Annotated in this window: 12 protein-coding genes; 4 read left to right on the plus strand and 8 right to left on the minus strand. The window is 71.7% G+C overall.

Translation table 11 applies throughout. From position 1 onward, the window contains the following. Positions 1–603 precede the first annotated feature (603 nt). From ACFZBT_RS12310 to ACFZBT_RS12320, 3 genes are all read right to left on the minus strand, one after another. The gene (locus ACFZBT_RS12310) at positions 604–5,133 is read right to left on the minus strand and encodes a caspase family protein (protein ID WP_391101766.1); all 4,530 of its coding nucleotides are present in this window, start codon (positions 5,131–5,133) and stop codon (positions 604–606) included. Between the two features lie 2 nt (positions 5,134–5,135). Next, positions 5,136–5,573 carry a hypothetical protein gene (locus tag ACFZBT_RS12315; RefSeq protein ID WP_391101769.1) on the minus strand — a complete coding sequence of 146 codons (438 nt, stop codon included), beginning with the start codon at positions 5,571–5,573 and terminating at the stop codon, positions 5,136–5,138. Positions 5,574–5,695: 122 nt separating this feature from the next. Next, positions 5,696–6,979, minus strand: a complete 1,284-nt coding sequence (locus ACFZBT_RS12320) for an adenylosuccinate synthase (protein ID WP_391101772.1) — start codon at positions 6,977–6,979, stop codon at positions 5,696–5,698. A 185-nt stretch (positions 6,980–7,164) separates the two neighbouring features. Between ACFZBT_RS12320 and ACFZBT_RS12325 the strand changes: the two genes are divergently transcribed. Then, a complete protein-coding gene (locus ACFZBT_RS12325) occupies positions 7,165–8,028 on the plus strand; it encodes a diacylglycerol kinase family protein (protein WP_391101774.1) in 864 nt (287 codons plus the stop codon). Position 8,029: 1 nt separating this feature from the next. Here the strand turns inward: ACFZBT_RS12325 and ACFZBT_RS12330 are convergent, their stop codons facing one another. Together ACFZBT_RS12330 and ACFZBT_RS12335 are read right to left on the minus strand one after the other, a co-directional pair. Beyond that, positions 8,030–8,629 (minus strand): Uma2 family endonuclease, encoded by a 600-nt coding sequence (locus tag ACFZBT_RS12330; protein WP_391101776.1) that lies wholly within the window; start codon positions 8,627–8,629, stop codon positions 8,030–8,032. Positions 8,630–8,682: 53 nt separating this feature from the next. Further along, positions 8,683–9,180 (minus strand): MarR family transcriptional regulator, encoded by a 498-nt coding sequence (locus ACFZBT_RS12335; RefSeq protein WP_391101778.1) that lies wholly within the window; start codon positions 9,178–9,180, stop codon positions 8,683–8,685. Positions 9,181–9,254: 74 nt separating this feature from the next. On the opposite strand from ACFZBT_RS12335, the gene ACFZBT_RS12340 reads away from it, so the two are divergent. The 3 genes from ACFZBT_RS12340 (at position 9,255) to ACFZBT_RS12350 (ending at position 12,087) form a co-directional block, all read left to right on the plus strand. Further along, entirely contained in the window at positions 9,255–10,160 is a 906-nt protein-coding gene (locus tag ACFZBT_RS12340; RefSeq protein ID WP_391101780.1) for an ATP-binding cassette domain-containing protein, read from the plus strand. Next, positions 10,157–11,785: an ABC transporter permease gene (locus ACFZBT_RS12345; RefSeq protein WP_391101783.1), complete on the plus strand. Its 1,629-nt coding sequence runs from the start codon at positions 10,157–10,159 to the stop codon at positions 11,783–11,785. Before ACFZBT_RS12340 ends, ACFZBT_RS12345 begins: the two co-directional genes overlap by 4 nt. A gap of 77 nt (positions 11,786–11,862) precedes the next feature. After that, positions 11,863–12,087, plus strand: a complete 225-nt coding sequence (locus ACFZBT_RS12350; RefSeq protein ID WP_391101786.1) for a hypothetical protein — start codon at positions 11,863–11,865, stop codon at positions 12,085–12,087. On the opposite strand, the gene ACFZBT_RS12355 is transcribed toward ACFZBT_RS12350, so the two are convergent. The 3 genes from ACFZBT_RS12355 to ACFZBT_RS12365 form a co-directional block, all read right to left on the minus strand. Then, positions 12,071–13,288, minus strand: coding sequence for a cytochrome P450 (locus ACFZBT_RS12355; protein WP_391101789.1), 1,218 nt, complete (start codon positions 13,286–13,288; stop codon positions 12,071–12,073). The two genes, ACFZBT_RS12350 and ACFZBT_RS12355, sit on opposite strands and share 17 nt — an antisense overlap. 70 nt (positions 13,289–13,358) lie before the next feature. After that, positions 13,359–14,024: a response regulator gene (locus tag ACFZBT_RS12360; protein WP_391101792.1), complete on the minus strand. Its 666-nt coding sequence runs from the start codon at positions 14,022–14,024 to the stop codon at positions 13,359–13,361. Next, positions 14,021–15,361, minus strand: coding sequence for a histidine kinase (locus tag ACFZBT_RS12365; protein WP_391101795.1), 1,341 nt, complete (start codon positions 15,359–15,361; stop codon positions 14,021–14,023). Before ACFZBT_RS12365 ends, ACFZBT_RS12360 begins: the two co-directional genes overlap by 4 nt. Positions 15,362–15,420: the final 59 nt, after the last annotated feature.

Genomic DNA, 15,420 nt, shown 5'->3' on the forward strand with positions numbered 1-15,420 from the left:
CCCACCGCGCACCAGGAGAGGCTCCGGTCATGGAGAAGAGAGTGCGACAGGGATGAAATGGCGCGCGTGGGCGCCGTACGATGAACGCGCATCGGGAGGTGTTGCTCCTGGTGTCGAGCCCCCGGGTGTTGCTGCACCGCGGGGGCATTCTTCTGCTGCCGACTTGGCTTGTTGGCGCGACTCTATGGCCACGCAGAGCGACGAACGCAAGCCGGAACTGGGTTTTCCCAGGCGGCAGTTCACACATTTCACTCGGCGGAGTGAAGGGCGGCGAGGAGCAGCCGCGGGTGGACCGGGCGGTCGGCGGCCGTGGGGCGGTCCGCCAGGAAGGGGGCCAGGTCACACCGTCGAGAGCAGGGGACCGGGATGTACGAGATGCGGTTCGGGCCCGCCGTGAGGGGGGTGACACCGGATGGCCACGAACGGTGGGACGCGCCGCCCAGGACTACGGTTCTCCATGACCCCGAGCAGCCGGCCGGACAGGTTCGGATACGGGTAGCGGCCACTTGTGACCGGTTGACTTCGGTTGAGTTCGGGGATGACCGCAATGGCGCGGGGTGAGAACAAGACGGAGACGGGGCGGGCCGCCTTCACGGCGGAGCGTCAGCCGCAGGACTCGCGGTAGGACAGATGAGGGAGGAGTCCTTCCCACTGGTCCTTCGGGACGCTGAGTGGGTACGACTCGCACATCTGCCGGTAGATGCGGTCGGTGTCGAAGTCCAGGACGTAGGCGTTGTCGTCGGCCAGGGAGTTGCTCGACCCTCGGTCGAAGGTCACCGCCAGCCAGCTGGGGCCCTCGGGCGAGCGCGAGGGCGGCACGCGGACTTCCTTCGCGTCCGGCAGCTCCACGAACTCCGGGAAGTCCCACCTGCCGTCCGGGCCCACAGTCCAGATGCGGTACGGCATGTGCGTCACCACGTGACGGCCGTCCGGGGCCATGGAGACACGGGTGACCGCGCGGTCGAGCCGAAGATCGTGCGTCTTCCTGGGGTTCTTGGGATGGGTGACGTCCCAGAAGTGGACGGTTCCGTCACTGAGGGACGTCGCCAGCTCGCCGTTGGCCAGGGGGAAGTACCTGCCCGGGGCCGCAGGGATCCGGCCGCCTCTCACGGGGTGCGCGGGCCGGCTCAGGTCCCAGAGGCGGATCTCGTTGCCCGAGGCCTCGGTGATGAGCTGCTGGGACGCGTCGTCGTACATCGCGCTGCCCATCAGCGCCGCTTCTTCGATGAGCCCGCCCTTACGCGGCCTGGCCGGGTCGGAGACATCCCACAGTCTGAGGTCCTCCCCCTTCTCGACGGTCACCAGTGTGTCGTTCCCCGCGAACCACAGATCTCCCGATCGGAGGAGGTCGCCGCTCACCGGCGCGTCGACCGTCGCCCGGCGTACCGGGTTGGCCGGGTCCCGGACGTCGTACAGGGCGATGCCCCGCTCCTCCGCCGAGCCCGCCGCCAGCAGTTTCTTGTCTGAGCTGACCACGACACGCGGGACATCGGCGGTGAGCGGGATGGCGGCGCCCCTCCTCGGTTGGCCCTCGGGGCCGAATTCCCAGAACTGGAAGGTGTGCTCCAGGCCTCCGCTCCACTGGTGCGCGAGGATGACGGGCTTCTTGTTCGCGTTCAGGAAGTACTTCGCCTCCCAGCCCTCCGGCAGGGTGTAGCGGACCTTCGGAGCACGGAGGTCACTGATGTCCCACACCCGGGTCGGGGCCGAATGGTCCGCGCTGGGGCTGCGGGCGACGACCAGCCTGCCGTCGCTGCTGAAAGCACTGGTGCCTGATTGAAAGGGGGCGACCGGACTGCCCTCGATCACAGGTGCCCAGGCCCGGCCGGGCCACAGCCGTATCTCTCCGCCCACGTCACCGGATGCCAGATACCGGCTGTCCGGACTGTAGGCGACCGACTGGGCCGGCTCGCCCGTCGGCAGCGGGTCGCCCAGCGGCCGGTCCGCCACCTCCGACAGCTTCCCGGTCACATCGGCACGCTGAACGCCGAACCCCCTGTCAGCTCCGGCGAGGAGTTTGCCGTCCGGGCTGAAGCTGAGCGACGGGATGCCGAGTGTGTCAGCACCCCAGCGGTCGCGGTACTCCTCCACCTCGACGCGCCGCAGTTCTCGTCCGCCCTCCGTCTCCCACCAGGCGACCTTGCCGCTGCCCCCGGTCGCGACGACCAGGTCGCGCCTCGGATGCGCCGCGACCGCCATGACCGTCTCGGCCGACTCGGTGTCCCGGAGCACGGGCCGGTCCGGATCACCCAGGTCCCACAGCCGCACCTGGGCGGGTGCCTTGCTCCGCCCTTCCCCGACCCCGTTACCGGTGATCAGGTGGTCTCCGTCGCGCGTGAAGACCAGCGAGATCACGGCCGCCTCGGCGATCGTCCGCTGCGACCGCAGCGACGGGCTGGAAGGATCGCTCACGTTCCACAGCCGCAGGCGTCCCGCCTTGCTGCCCGCCGCCAGCGTCCGGCCGTCCCCGCTGAACGCGAGGGCGTAGGTCTGGCCCTTGGTGATCGATCGCCGCGCCACCCGCCCGGGGTTCTGTGCGTCCGTGGTGTCCCACAGCGTCAGTGACGTCGCCGTCTGCGCGGCCAGCAGCCGCTGCCGCGGGTGATAGGCGATGGCCGCGCCGCCGTCCACCGAGATCCGGCCCGCCTCCACGGGCGCAGACGGCTTCGAAACGTCCCACAGCCCTACCTTCCCGTCCCCATGGCTGGCGGCCAGCACCTCGCCGTCAGCGCTGAAAGCCAGTTGGAGGACCGGCTCGTGTTCCTTGTCGGCGGGTGTGAGGTGCGCCGGCGCCACCGTCGTGGCCGCCGCGTACAGGCTCGACCGGGTCTCCGAGGTCGCCGCGGTGCGGTACGCGGCGAGGCTGAGCCGCAGCGCCGTCTGCGGGTCGTGCTCGCGCATGGCGTCGGCCTGCGCGGCGAGCTCCCTGGCGATCAGGTTCCGTTCCCGGTCGGCCGCCTGGCCGTTCTCGTACGACGCCCAGCCCGCCAGCACCCCGGCCACCAGCGCGAGGGCGGCCAGCCCGGCGATCCAGGCGCGGGTGACCGATCGTCTGCGTTGCCCCGCCCGGTCGGCGGCGGCGACGAAGTCGCGTACCACCTGACGGACGGGCGGACGGGCCGGCCCTTCGGTCTCCACCAGCGCTTTCGCCTCGTCCAAGCTGGTGCCCGTCCACAGTCCGCTGCCGTGCTCGGACCAGGACTCCGCCGCCTCCGTCAGCCGCCGCAGCCGAAGCAGATCGTCGCGCACCTCGTCGATCCAGTCGCGCAGCCGCTGCCAGGCATACAGCAGTGAGTCGTGGCCGAGCTGTGCCCCGCCCTGCTCGTCCACGACGACCAGGCGCGCGTCGGCGAGGCGGCGCAGCAGGTCCTCGGAGCCGGTCAGTTCCTCCCGTGGCGCCCGGCGGCGCACCAGCCGTCCCTCGCCGTCGGCCACGCGGACCATGGCCAGCGTCAGTTGCCGCAGGCGGCCCTGGCCGTCGACGTCGAGGTCGGCATAGATCCGCTCGGCGGTGCGGGCGACGGCGTCACGGATGCCGCCCGCCTCCTGGTAGGCGGCGTAGGTGAGGGTCGTACCGCGTCGCCGGAGCCATATCTCGCGCAGGACGTGGGCCAGGAACGGCAGTGCGGCCGCGTCCCCAGGGCTGCTGCCCGCACGTTCCTCGCTCACCTCGCGCCGGAGGATCTGCGGGACGCCCTGCTCCCACTCCAGTCCCTCGTACCGCGCCGGTCCGACAATGGCCGCCTCGATCTCGGCGTCGTGGAGCGCGGGCACGGTGAAGTGCTCGCGCGCCACGAGCGGACCCAGGTGACCGTCGCGCAGGGCGTCGTCGTGGTAGTCGGCGCGCAGGGCCAGCACGATCCGGGGACCGTCGGACGCGGTGAGCGCGGCCGCGAATCGCCGCTGCTCGGCGGGGTCGGCGCCGTGCGTGAAGTACTGCTCCAGCTGGTCCACGACAAGGACGCCGGGTGGCGCCGTGGCAGCGGTGCCGGTCTGCCCGAACTTCCCCCGTTCCAGGTCCCGTTCGACCTCCGCCACCGGCCGCCCCATCGCCGCCGCCCAGGCCGCGGCCAGCGCCCGCAGCGGATGCGCCCCCGGAGCCGCCACGATCCGGACCGGCCCCAGCCCCGCCTCGTCGGCCGCCACGGTCAGCCCCGCCCGCAGCAGCGAGGACTTGCCGACACCCGAAGTGCCGATCACCGCCAGCGGCTCACCGGGCCGGGACTGCGCCACCCGCCGCAGCAGCTCGCGGGTCACCTGCTCGCGGCCGAAGAAGAGGTGGTGCTGCTCGGGCAGGAAGGGCACGATGCCCGGATAGGGGCTGACCGCGTCCGGGTCCGCGGCGGGGCCGGCCTCCGCCGCGGGACGGGGAGCGTAGCGGCCGTTCGCCGTGAGAACCAGCTCCGCCATCCGCGCGGTGCCGCCGCCGTAGGGCCGGGCTGGGCCGCCCTGGAGGCGCTGGTCGAGGAGCCGGTAGAGGCTGCCCGGGGTCATCAGGCGGGGCCCGCCCGTGTCGCCGTAGCGCAGCAGGCTGAGCAGATGGCCTGTGAACAGGGTGTGCTCGGCACCCTCGGGAGCGTATGCGAGGGTGTCGCGCTGAGCGGAGGCCAGCAGGTAGCTGCCCTGGGGCCGGCTGCCGCCGAACGGATCCGAGGTCGTCGGACGGGTCGGCTCGCGCGCGTTCCCGGCGAAACAGCAGTCGAGCACGATGAGCGGATCCGCGGGCCCGTCGCTCAGATAGCGCTCGATCTCGGAGTACGGCACCGAGTGCGCGGTGTCGGTGAGGGAGCTGGTGGCGGCGGTGGCGAGATAGAGCCGCCCGCCCGGCCCGCGCAGTCCGTGGCCGACGTGGCAGAAGACGACGACTCCGCTCTCGTACCGCCCCTGTGTGGGCCCCGCGCGGTCCACGGCCTCGGCGAGGGCCGCCAGCACCTCGCTCGGCGACCGCGGGTCGCACAACAGCCGTACCCGGTCGCCCATGCCGCACTCCGTGGCCAGCACCTCGGCCAGGGCCCGCGCCGACGGTACGGCGGACGGCAGGGGGCGCAGCAGGTCACCCGGGTGGTTTCCGGTGCCCACGACCACCGCGTGGCAGCCCGGCCCGGTCAGGTCCGGCCTCCCCCGTAACGGCACGCTCAGTTCTCCCGTCCGGCCGGGCGGCTGCCGGGCCCCTCCCCGGTGTCCGGCGCGTCGGCGGCCGACGGCTGCTGAAGGGCCTGCGTCACCCGCTGGGCCAGGTCACTGGTGCTTTCGGCCGTCAGACCGCGCACCTTTTCGGAGGTGACCACGATCTGGGTCCCGTCCGGCTGGTTGATGGTGACCGTCTGGTTGCCCCGGCGGTTCTGCAACCACATCACGACGGCCGCCCCGACGGCCGCGGTCGGCCCGCCCGGTGCCAGCAGCAGGCTCAGCACCTCGCTCCACGCGCCCATGGCTCCCGGGGGAGCGCCGGCCGGCGCCTCCCGCCGGACCAGGCCCCGCAGCTCGGGATCCTGACGCAACCAGTCGTACAGGTCGTCCGTGGCGCCCGCGCGCTCCCCGGTCTCCGTCGCGACAGCCAGTGTGATGCGCACCTTGCTCCTTCGGCGAACACCAGTACCCCACAGCAACTGAAGCTACAAAACTAACATCCCCAACTACCCGCGCAAACGGAGCAGTTGGGGATGCGTCGTGAATGACCGGAGGTCACCCGGGATCAGAGGAACGAGTTGATCTCGATGGTCTCGTCCCGGCCCGGACCCACGCCGATCGCGGAGATCGGGGCGCCCGACATCTCCTCCAGCGCCTTGACGTAGGCCTGGGCGTTCTTCGGCAGGTCGGAGAAGGACTTGGCCTTGCTGATGTCCTCGCTCCAGCCCGGCAGCATCTCGTAGACCGGCTTCGCGTGGTGGAAGTCGGTCTGGGAGTACGGGAGCTCCTCGACACGCTTGCCGTCGATCTCGTACGCCACGCAGACCGGGATCTGCTCCCAGCCGGTGAGGACGTCGAGCTTGGTGAGGAAGAAGTCGGTCAGGCCGTTGACGCGGGTCGCGTAGCGGGCGATCACCGCGTCGAACCAGCCGCAGCGGCGGTCGCGGCCGGTGGTCACGCCCTTCTCGCCGCCGATGCGGCGCAGCGCCTCGCCGTCCTCGTCGAAGAGCTCCGTCGGGAACGGGCCCGCGCCGACCCGGGTCGTGTAGGCCTTGAGGATGCCGATGACCCGGCTGATCTTCGTCGGGCCCACGCCGGCGCCGGTGCAGGCGCCGCCCGCGGTCGGGTTCGAGGAGGTGACGAAGGGGTACGTGCCGTGGTCGATGTCGAGGAGCGTGCCCTGGCCGCCCTCGAAGAGGACCACCTTGTCGTCCTCCAGGGCCTGGTTCAGGACCAGGACCGTGTCGGAGACGTACGGGCGGAGCTTCTCGGCGTAGGCCAGCAGCTCCTCGACCACCTGGTCCACGGCGATCGCGCGCCGGTTGTAGAGCTTGGTGAGGACCTGGTTCTTGATGTCGAGGGCCGCCTCGACCTTCTGCGTGAGGATCGACTCGTCGTAGAGGTCCTGCACACGGATACCGACACGGTTGATCTTGTCCGCGTAGGTCGGGCCGATGCCGCGCCCGGTCGTGCCGATCTTGCGCTTTCCGAGGAAGCGCTCCGTCACCTTGTCGACCGTGACGTTGTACGGCGTGATGATGTGCGCGTTGCCGCTGAGGAGGAGCTTGGAGGTGTCGACACCACGCTCGTTCAGACCGCTCAGCTCGGAGAGCAGGACCGACGGGTCGACGACGACACCGTTACCGATGACCGGCGTGCAGCCGGGAGACAGGATTCCGGAAGGGAGGAGGTGCAGTGCGTACTTCTGGTCGCCCACGACCACCGTGTGGCCGGCGTTGTTGCCGCCCTGGTAGCGCACTACATAGTCCACGGATCCACCGAGCAGGTCGGTGGCCTTTCCCTTGCCTTCGTCACCCCACTGAGCACCGAGCAGCACAAGTGCGGGCACGCGCGTACACCCCTTCCGGGCGGGGCATGTCCATGGTCGAGGGCGAACGCGGCGGTGTACCACCGTGTGCACCGCGACCGCCGTTGGCCGCCAACCGTCGGACCGGATGCCCCGGAATAGACGAAGCCCCTGGCGCAATAGCGCAAGGGGCTCTTGCACAAAGATGCTACCCGAGGAAGCGAGGCATGGCCGAGGTGGCGATATCTCCGACGTCCGAGCAGCTGCTGGTGGTCATAGACCCGGTCGCCCGCCGGACGGACAACGAGTCCGTGCGGATCGCGAAAGACGTGCTCAGCGGGGGTGCCGGCACGAAGGTGTGCCTGCCGGAGGGGCCGGAGGAGTTCGCCCGGGCGCTGGCCCGGCGGGGCTCGCGGCGCCCGGTGGTGGTGGGCGACGACCGGGCACTGATCCGCGCGGTGTCGCTGCTGCACCGGCACCGGGAGCTGTCGGGGTGCGCGCTGTCGGTGGTGCCGGTCGGGGGCGTGCTGTCCCTCGCGCGTTCGCTGGGGGTGCCGACGGGGACGGTGGCGGCGGCCCGGGCGGTGCTCGACGGGGTCGAGCGGCGGATGGACCTGATGGTCGACGACAGCGACGGGGTGGTGCTCGGCGCGTTGCGCATACCGCCGCTGTCGCCCTTCCCGGCGGCCGAGGGCCCCGAGGACACCACGGGCCGCCCGTGGCTGCGGACCTGCCAGTCCCTCGTCCGGACCCTGGTGCCGGCCGGCCGCCCCTCCCGGTTCGTCGCCGCGCCGGAGCCCGGGCCCTCCCGGCTGCGGGTGGAGGTGGACGGCGAGACCCTCGTCGACCTGCACCAGCCGGTGGAGGCGGTCTCGGTGTCCCCCACGGCCTCCGGAACGGCCTCGGTGGAGGTCCGCCCCGTGTCCGTGGGCGCCGAGGCCTCTCCCCTGCTCGCCCAGGGCCGCACGGTGACCGTCTCGGGAGCGCACTTCCGCTACCGCGCGGACACGGTGGTGTCGGGGCCGGTGCGGACCCGGACGTGGAGGGTGCGGGAGGGGGCTTGGGGGCTGACGGTGCCGGCGGGGGCCTGAGTCAGCTCTCGGGGGGCTGGAATCCGGTGGTGTCGAGGGTGCAGCCGAACGGGTCCGGGATGTCGAGCTTCTCCCCGAAGGGCTTGGAGAGCCGGAGCTCGTAGCCCTTCGCCGACGGGGACCCGTAGACGACGGCCTGCTGTTCCTGCATGTCGAGGATCAGGTAGACGGGGACACCGGCCTTGGCGTAGACGTCGACCTTGTCGGTGAGGTCGTCGGTCCGGGTGGAGGGGGAGGTCAGCTCGGCGACGAAGGACAGGCTTTCGCCGTCCAACTGGTTCCTGTCCGTCTCGAAGACGCGTTCATGGGCCGCATGGATGTCCGGCCCGAAGGCCCGCTCGTGCCCTGGAAAGACATAGAGAAACGGCGAACGCTCGATCACGTGCCGCTCGGGCAGATGCGGCTCCAGTTGGCTGCACACCAGACGCATGACGCGCCGGTAGTACCCCTTCGACCACGGCGACACGACGATGTTCCCCCTGACGATCTCGGCTTTGTAGCCGTCGGGCACGTTCAGCTCGTCGAGTGCGCTCAAGAGCTCCTCGAAGCCGCTGTGGGGCTTGGTACCGCTCATCACCGGTCGCTCTGCCATGAGTGTCATGATGCGCCCTCCCCTTGGATGCAGACCATCCACCACTCAGTGTAGCCAGCCGGTCACTCCACCCCGAACGTCTTCTCCCGGTGCACCCGCCAGCGCTCCATCATCGACCCGACCTCGCCCTGGAGGAATTCGAAGAACGCGAGGGTCTCGGAGAGGCGGCGGCCCGCCGGGGTCGTGGCGCCGAGGCTGGTGACGCCCTCGCGCAGGGCGCCTTCCCAGCGCTTGAGGACGGCCTCGCGGTTGGTGAGGGCCTCGTACCACTGGTCGCCGTGGACGCGGTAGCGCTCGCGGCGGGAACCGGGCTCCCGTTCGCGGGAGACCATGTGCGTCTGGGCCAGGTAGCGCACCGCCCCGGACACCGCCGCGGGGCTGATGCGCAGCTGGTCGCCCAGTTCGGCGGAGGTCAGCGAGCCCTCGTCGGAGGCGAGCAGCGCGGCGAAGACCCGGGCGGGCATCCGCGGCATACCGGCCTCGACGAGCTGCGCCGCGAAGGACTCCACGAACCTCGACACGGCCTCCGCGTCCCGGCCGCCTCCGGCTGATTCCGTCATGTGATCCACCCTATCCGCGATTCATACGCTTCCTTAACTTCACAAATTTCTGAAAGAAACGTACGTTCTGAAGCATGACGCAGGCCATCACCGTCTCCGGACTGCACAAGTCCTTCGGGCGGACACACGCTCTCGACGGGCTCGATCTGGAGGTCGCCCCCGGCGAGGTCCACGGCTTTCTCGGCCCCAACGGCGCCGGGAAATCCACCACCATCCGCGTCCTGCTCGGCCTGCTGCGCGCCGACTCGGGCGCCGCTCAGGTGCTCGGCCGCGACCCGTGGACGGACGCGGTCGAGGCGCACCGCCGTATCGCCTACGTCCCGGGGGACGTGACGCTGTGGCGCAACCTCTCCGGCGGCGAGGTCATCGACCTCTACGGCCGTCTGCGCGGAGGACTGGACACGAGGCGCCGCGCGGAGCTGATCGAGCGCTTCGAACTCGACCCCACCAAGAAGGGCCGTACGTACTCCAAGGGCAACCGGCAGAAGGTCGCCCTGGTCGCCGCGTTCGCCTCGGACGTCGATCTGCTGATCCTGGACGAGCCGACCTCGGGGCTTGATCCGCTGATGGAGGAGGTCTTCCGGCGGTGCGTCGAGGAGGAGCGCGACCGGGGCCGGACCATCCTGCTCTCCTCCCACATCCTCAGCGAGGTGGAGGAGCTGTGCGACCGGGTGAGCATCATCCGCAAGGGCCGTACGGTCGAGACCGGGTCGCTCGCCGACCTGCGGCATCTGACCCGCACCAGCGTGGTCGCCGAACTCGCGGGACCGCCCAACGGGCTCGCGGAGCTGCCCGGCGTCCACGACCTCGACGTGCGGGGGCGCCGCGTCCGGCTCCAGGTCGACACCGACCGGCTGGACGGCGTCCTGCGGTCGCTGAGCGAGTCCGGTGTGCGGTCGCTGACGTCGACGCCGCCGACGCTGGAGGAGCTCTTCCTGCGGCACTACCAGGAAGAGGCGGACGGGGTGGCGGCCCGATGACGGCCTTCGCGGTGCGGCCCGGCAGCTCACGCCAGCTGGCCGGGACGGGCACGCTGCTGCGGTTCGCGCTGCGCCGCGACCGGCTGATGATCCCGGTGTGGATCGGGGTCAACGCCCTGATGGTCCTCTCCATGCCGGGCACGCTGGAGGGCCTGTACGGCACGGCCGCCGAACGCGCCGACCTGATCCGGCAGGTGGCCGCCAACTCCTCTCTGCGCGCGATGATCGGCCCGGTCTTCGACGACTCGATCGGTGCCCTGACGGCCTGGCGGGTCGGCGTCTACGCGGGCGTCCTGGCCGCCGTGATGAGCCTGCTGGTCGTCGAGCGGCACACTCGGGACGAGGAGGAGAGCGGCCGTCAGGAGCTGGTGGCGTCCGGGATGGTGGGCCGCCGGGCCTCCCTGACGTCGGCCCTGCTGGCGGCGGCGGTCGCGAACGCGGTACTGGCGCTGCTGGTGACGGCCGGACTCGCCGGGCAGGGTGCGGCCGGGGCGCTGGCCCTGGGCCTCGGGATCGCCGGAGCGGGGATGGTCTTCGCCACGATGGCGGCGATCGTCGCCCAGCTGACGGAGAGCGCGCGCCTGGCCCGGGGGCTGACGGCGGCCGTGCTGGGCACGGCGTTCGTGCTGCGCGCGGCGGGCGACTCGGCGGAGGATGGGGGCACCTCCCAGGCTTTCGGCACTGGGGGAGGTTCGTCGGTACTGACGTGGCTGTCGCCGCTGGGCTGGCTGGAGAACCTGCGGCCGTACGCCGACGAACGCTGGTGGGTGCTGGCGCTGCTCGCCGGGGCGGTCCTGCTCCAGGGCGCGGTGGCCTACGCGCTGGCCGGCCGCCGGGACATCGGCATGAGCTTCCTGCCCACCCGGCCGGGTCCGGCGACCGGCCGTCTGGGCAGCGCGGGCGCGCTGGCCTGGCGGTTGCAGCGGGGCGGTGTGCTGGGCTGGAGCGTCGGCTTCCTCCTGGCCGGGGTCGTCTACGGCCGTATGACCGAGGGCGCGGCCGAGCTGGTCGGCGACAACGACAACGCCCGGCGGATCTTCGAGCGGATGGGCGGCCGGTCCGGCCTGACGGACGCGTTCCTGGCGTCGATGGTCGGCATGCTGGGCCTGGTCGCGGCCCTGTACATCGTGGCGTCGGTGCTGCGTCTGCACGGCGAGGAGACGTCGGGCCGGGCGGAACCGGTCCTGGCGAACGCGGTCGGCCGCCTGCGCTGGGCCGCCGGGCACCTGGCGATCGCCTTCGGCGGTTCGGCGCTCCTCATGCTCCTGGCCGGCCTCGGCCTCGCCGTCGGCTACGGCAAGGAGATCGGCCCGATCCTGGGGGCGTGCCTCGTTCAGCTCCCGGCGATCTGGGTCATCGGCGGCCTCGCGGTCCTGCTGACCGGCGTACTGCCCCGGGCGGCAGCGGCGGCCTGGGGTGTCGCGGGAGCGGTGCTGCTGATCGGCTGGGTCGGACCCGCGCTGGACGTGCCGCAGGCGGTGCTGGACCTGTCTCCCTTCGGCCATCTGCCCAAGTTGCCCGGCGGGGAGATGGCGTGGGAGCCGGTGCTGGTCCTGCTGGGGCTGGCGGCGGCGCTGGTGGGCGCCGGCCTGGCGGGATTGCGGCGCCGGGACATGACGACCTGAGCGGCGACGCCGGGACATGACGGCCTGAGCGGCGGCGCCGGGAACTGCGCAGCGGCCCGCGTACGTCCATGCCGGGCATGGGACAACGTACGCAGGCCGCGACGGGATGTCTGACCGCTGCCGTCGGCGCGGGCGCGGGACTCGCGGTGTGGGCCGTCGGCGTCCGGAAGCGGCTCTGGCGGTTCGAGGCGGCCCCGGACTGGAGCGTGCTCTACGCGGAACTGCCGCTGGCGCTCCTCGGCGGGGTCGCCGTCGCCCTGGCGGCCTGGGCCCTGCTGCGGCGCCTCAGACCGCGACGCTGAGCCCCTCAAGACCCCTGATCACGAAGTTCGGCTTGCGATCGGGCTCGGCGGCCAGTCGCAGGGTCGGGGCCTTCTCCAGCAACGCCCCCATCGACGCGGCCAGTTCGATGCGGGCCAGGGGTGCGCCGATGCAGTAGTGGATGCCCGCGCTGAAGGAGATGTGGGGGTTGTCCGTGCGGGTCAGGTCGAGGCGGGCCGGGTCGGAGAAGGCCCCGGGGTCGTGGTTGGCGGAGCCGAAGAGGAGGGCGATCTCCGCGCCGCGCGGGATCGTCGTGCCGGCGACCTCGATGTCGTCCAGGACCCAGCGTTCGAAGAGCTGGAGCGGGGTGTCGTAGCGCATCAGTTCCTCGACGGCGGTGGGGGCGAGGGTGTGGTCGGCGCGCAGGGCCGCCAGTTGGGGCTCGTTGCGGAAGAGCGCGTACCAGCCGTTGACCGTGGAGTTCACCGTGGCCTCGTGGCCGGCGTTCAGCAGGAGGACCGCCGTCGAGATCATCTCCTGCTCGGTGAGGCGGTCGCCCTCGTCGTGTGCCTCGATGAGGCCCGAGATGAGGTCGTCGCCCGGTTCCTTGCGGCGGGCCGCGATCAGTTCGCGCAGATAGCCGGAGAACTCGACCGACGCCCGGACCGCCTTCGCCGCCGTCTCCTGCGACGGGTTCAGTTCGTACATCCCGCAGATGTCCGCCGACCAGGGGCGCAGCGGGGCCCGGTCGGACTCCGGGATGCCGAGCATCTCGGCGATGACCGCGACGGGGAGGGGTTCCGCCACGTCCCTCAGCAGGTCGCCGCCGCCTCGCTCCACGAGCCCGTCGACCAGCTCCCCGGCGAGCTCGGCCACGTACGGCTTCAGCCGCTCCACCGTGCGCGGCGTGAACGCCTTCGACACCAGGCGCCGGATCCGGGTGTGGTCCGGCGGCTCCAGGTCGAGCATCCCGTGGTCGTTGAGCGTGTGGAACGGCTCCTGCTCGGGCGGCGGCGCCGTACGGCCGAACTCCTCGTGCGTGAAGCGGTGCTGATACGTCCGGCCGAGGCGCCGGTCGCGCAGCAGGGCCGAGACGTCCGCGTGGTGCGGGACGAGCCACTGGTTCGTGGGCTCGTAGTAGTGCACGCGGCCCCGAGCACGCAGCTCGGCGTAGGCGGGGTACGGGTCGGCGAGGAACGCCGGGTCCCACGGGTCGAACGCGAGGTCGGAAGCAGCTGCCATGGACGGACGCTAGCCCAGACCCCCGTCTCCGACCAGGGGTGTTCCGGCATGAACGGGCCCCGCCCTCCGGCTAGCCGGGCGTCACCAGACGCGCCTCGTACGCGAAGACCGCCGCCTGGGTGCGGTCCCTGAGGCCCAGCTTCACCAGGATCCGGCTGACATGCGTCTTGATCGTCGACTCCGCGACCACCAGCCGCCCGGCGATCTCCGCGTTCGACAGCCCCTGCGCGATCAGGACCAGCACCTCCGTCTCCCGCTCGGTGAGGTCCCCGTATGCCGCCTGCGCGGAGGGCATGAGGCGCGGGGTCTCGGAGAGCTTGGAGAACTCGGTGATCAGGCGCCTGGTCACCGAGGGTGCCAGGAGGGCCTCCCCGGCGGCCACGATCCGCACCCCGTCGGCGAGCTGGCGGGCCGAGGCGTCCTTGAGGAGGAAGCCGGAGGCTCCCGCGCGCAGCGCCTGGTACACATACTCGTCCAGGTCGAACGTGGTGAGCACCAGCACTTTCGCCGCACCGTCGGCCGCGACGATCTCGCGGGTCGCCTCGATGCCGTTCAGCTCGGGCATGCGGATGTCCATCAGCACGACGTCCGGGGCGAGTTCGCGGACCTTCGCGACGGCCTCCCGGCCGTTCACCGCCTCGCCGACGACCTCGATCTCCGGCATCGCGTTCAGCAGGACCGAGAAGCCCTCGCGCACCATCATCTGGTCGTCCGCGATCAGCACGCGAATGGTCATGCGTCACCCTCGTCCGGCAGGGCGACCGGCAGGAACACCGCCACCTCGTAGCCATCGTCGTCCGTGCGGCCCGCCGTCATCTCGCCGTTCAGCATCGACACCCGCTCCCGCATGCCGGTGATGCCGTGTCCGGCGCCGGGCGAGGGCTTGATCAGGCTGGGGTTCGGCGGCGGGCCGTTGACTATGCGCAGCCCCAGCCCGCCGAGCACGTAGCCGATCTCGACGCGGGCGGTCGCGCCCGGCGCGTGCCGCAGGGTGTTGCTCAGCGCCTCCTGCACGATGCGGTACGCCGACAGTTCCACGCCCTGCGGGAGTTCGCGCACCGCCCCGGTCACCGCCTTGTCCACGGCCAGCCCGGCGTCCCGCACATTGGCCAGCAGCCCGTCCAGGTCGGCGAGCGTGGGCTGCGGGGCGTCCGGGGCCTCGTAGTCCTCGGCGCGGACGACGCCCAGGACGCGGCGCAGTTCGGTCAGGGCCGCCACCGCGTTCTCCCGGATCGTGGCGAAGGCCTTCTCCAGCTCCGGCGGCGGGTTCTCCACCCGGTAGGGCGCGGCCTCCGCCTGGATGGCGACCACCGACATGTGGTGGGCGACGACGTCGTGCAGCTCGCGGGCGATCGTCGTGCGCTCCTCCAGCAGGGTGCGGCGGGACCGCTCGTGCGCGGTGACCGTCTGCTGGGCGGTGACCTCCTGCACGGCGTCCCGGCGGATGTGCCGGACGGTGACGCAGAGCAGGACCAGCGCCGAGACGATCAGCATGGCGCCGGAGTTGCTGCCGTACATGGAGGTCGGGGCTATGCCGGAGTCCGCGACGATGGCGTACAGCGCCGTCAGCACCCACATCCACCCGGCCGTGCGCGGCCTGGTGCGCATCGCCACCACCGTCAGCACGGTCAGATGGCTGACGAAGCTGCCGGCCGCCCACGGCCATTCGAACCAGCGGCTGCCGACCACGGCCACGATCGGGGTGGAGATCATGGAGGCCCAGAACGCCCCCACCGGCCGCACCATGGTCAGCAGCACCGGAACCGCGCAGAACAGACCCATCAGCGCGGCGGGTCCGCCGGAGTCGACGGTGGCGAAAGCCACGGAGATCAGGGCCGCCGCGACGATCAGGGCATGTGGCGTCCAGGCCGCGTACTCCCGCAGGCGGCCGGGCAGCCGCCGGGCGAACCGCCCGTCGGTGCGCCGGCCGGGCAGCGGCCGGTAGGCGAAGGCGTCATGGATGAGGTCCTGCCGCAGCCCGCGCAAGGAGTCCACCGCCACCCGGTACTCCGGGCTGCGCGGCTCGGCCCCGGCCCCCGGTGGCGTGCTCTGGATGTGAGTCGTCTCGGTCACGTACAGAAAGGTATGCGCCCTCCGAGCCCCGGTCGTCCCCAGTGAGAGGGGTTCCACAC

This window comes from Streptomyces sp. NPDC008137 (assembly GCF_042957035.1).
Classification (GTDB): domain Bacteria; phylum Actinomycetota; class Actinomycetes; order Streptomycetales; family Streptomycetaceae; genus Streptomyces.